At 66.7% G+C, this 2549-nt stretch carries 2 protein-coding genes; both read right to left on the minus strand.

Going from position 1 to position 2549, the window contains the following annotated elements; all coding sequences use genetic code 11:
* The coding region (locus BGN95_RS04275) for a conjugal transfer protein TraG (protein WP_286771720.1) at positions 1 to 1449 on the minus strand (1449 nt) is incomplete at its 3' end.
* A 25-nt stretch (positions 1450 to 1474) separates the two neighbouring features.
* Positions 1475 to 2549 (minus strand): DUF3363 domain-containing protein (locus BGN95_RS04280; RefSeq protein WP_286771721.1); only part of this gene is annotated, 1075 nt, incomplete at its 5' end.

The following is a 2549-nucleotide window of genomic DNA, read 5'->3' on the forward strand; positions in this document are numbered from 1 at the left end:
CATCTCGGTCGCGGTGCCGAGCGCGTCCGAGACACGTTTGGCGGTCCGCTCGTCATTGGTCGCGAAGCTGACGCGGACATGGCAATTATCGAGGATCGAGTTGTTCGGCCCATAGGCCTTTTCGATCTGGTTCAGCGACTGGGCGATGAGGAAGGCCTTGAGGCCGTAGCCCGCCATGAATGCGAGCGCGCTCTCGAAGAAGTCGAGACGGCCGAGGGCTGGAAACTCGTCGAGCATGAGCAGCAGCCGGTGGCGGTTGCTCTTCGCCTGCAGGTCTTCGGTCAGCCGTCGGCCAACCTGATTGAGGATCAGACGGATCAGCGGCTTGGTCCGGTTGATGTCCGAGGGCGGCACAACGAGATAGAGTGTGGTCGGATGCTTTCCGCCGACGATATCGACGATGCGCCAGTCGCAGCGGCGTGTGACTTCGGCGACGACGGGGTCACGATAGAGGCCGAGGAACGACATGGCCGTCGACAGCACGCCCGACCGCTCATTGTCGGATTTGTTCAGCAGCTCGCGCGCGGCGCTGGCGATTACCGGATGCGGCCCGGCCTCGCCGAGATGCGCCGTCTTCATCATGGCGGCGAGCGTCGACTCGATCGGCCGCTTCGGGTCGGAGAGGAAGCCGGCGACGCCCGCCAGGGTCTTGTCGGCCTCGGCATAGAGGACGTGCAGGATCGCGCCGACCAGCAGCGCGTGGCTCGTCTTCTCCCAGTGGTTTCGCTTCTCCAGCGAGCCTTCCGGGTCGACCAGGATGTCGGCGATGTTCTGGACGTCGCGGACCTCCCACTCGCCGCGGCGCACCTCGAGCAGCGGGTTGTAGGCCGCCGACTTCGTATTGGTCGGATCGAACAGCAGCACGCGGCCATGGCGGGCGCGATAGCCGGCGGTGAGCGTCCAGTTCTCCCCCTTGATGTCATGGACGATGGCGGAGCCCGGCCAGGTCAGCAGTGACGGCACGACCAGGCCGACGCCCTTGCCGGACCGGGTGGGTGCAAAGCACAGCACATGCTCGGGACCGTCATGGCGGAGATAGTCGCGATCGAACTTCCCTAGGACGACGCCGTCCACGCCCAGCAGGCCGGCGGCGTGGACTTCGCCGGCAATCGCCCATCGGGCGGAACCGAAGGTCTCGGCGTTCTTGGCTTCGCGCGCCCGCCAGACGGACATGCCGATCGCGACGGCGATGGAGATGAAGCCGCCTGACGCGGCGATATAGGCGCCCTCGATGAAGATCGGCGGGGCATATGCATCGTAGAAATACCACCACCAGAAGAAGGCGGGCGGATAGTAGATCGGCCAGCCGGCCAGTTCGAACCACGGAAGTCCAAGCTGGGGCTGAAAGCCGAGCCGATAGGCCGTCCACTGCGTCGCCGCCCAGGTTGTCATGAGCACGATCAGGAAGACGGTGAGGATCTGGCCCCAGAGGATTTTGGTCGCCGACATGGCGGGCACTCCTTTCTTGATCGGGCTACATGCCGAGCCCGCGGTTGCGGCCGAAGCTCCAGTCGACGCCACCGGCGCCGCGCGACACGCCGGAGACGTGCTGACCGATCTGACGTTCGAGGGATGGCGACCAGGGCACGAGCTGGAAGCCGAGGCCGTCGTCGATCATGGCGAAGCGGCCCGACGCGAGCGCAAAGCGCTGGTGATAGGTGCCGGCCACATATTCGCCCGTCGCGGCCTTCGAGAATTGCCGGCCGGTCTCGGCCGCAAGCTTCTCGCCAAGGGTGTCGACCTCGCGCTGCCGCAGCGTGTCGATCAGCCCGGGGGAGAAGCTGACACCGCGGGTCTGCCGCTCGGCAAGGCCCTGACCAACGAGGTGCTCGGCACGACGGTCCATCGCCTGGCGCACCTCGGCGCCGAAGCCGCCGCCGCCGAGCGGAACGGGATCGCGGGCGATCGCTTGCCGGTCGAGCCAGGTGGCCCCGGTCGCATGGACCTGCCGTTCGATGTCGAGATCGGAGCGGACGGCGAGCGCGACCCGTCTGCGTCCCTGCGCGTCGTCGAATTTGCGCAGCTCGACGATCGAGCCCGGCGCGCTATCGCCGGCCGCGTCGAGGTCGGGTAACTTGATGTGATGGGTTCGTCCGTCCGTGCCATCGACCACGGCATAGGCCGTGCCCTTCAGCTCATCGTCGAGACCACGATCGACCAGCCGGCCGACGACAGGATCGTTGAGGCTCTCGCCGGCGAGCACATAGCTGGCGGCGCCGCGCTCGATACCGCGTTCCGTCAAGCCGCGATGAATGCGTTTGATGATGTCGCCACGCTCGCCCAGTTCGCGCAGCGTCGCCTCGGCACTCTCCGATACGACCCATTGGCCGGGGCCGACCTGATCCGCAAGGCCGAGTGTCTCCAGCTTCCGCAGCCGGCCGACCTTCATCGCGTGGAATTCGTCCGGGTGGCGATCGGGATGCGGGGCGAGATCGATGACGCCGGTGCGATAGGCGTCGCGGGCAAGCTGGCGGTCGAGATTGGTCCAGCGTTCCGCCTCGATCTGGCGTTCGAGGTTGCGGCGTATCTCGTGATCGGTGCGCGGCCCC

It is taken from the genome of Sphingomonas sp. 66-10, assembly GCF_001897045.1.
Lineage (GTDB): Bacteria > Pseudomonadota > Alphaproteobacteria > Sphingomonadales > Sphingomonadaceae > Sphingomonas > Sphingomonas lycopersici.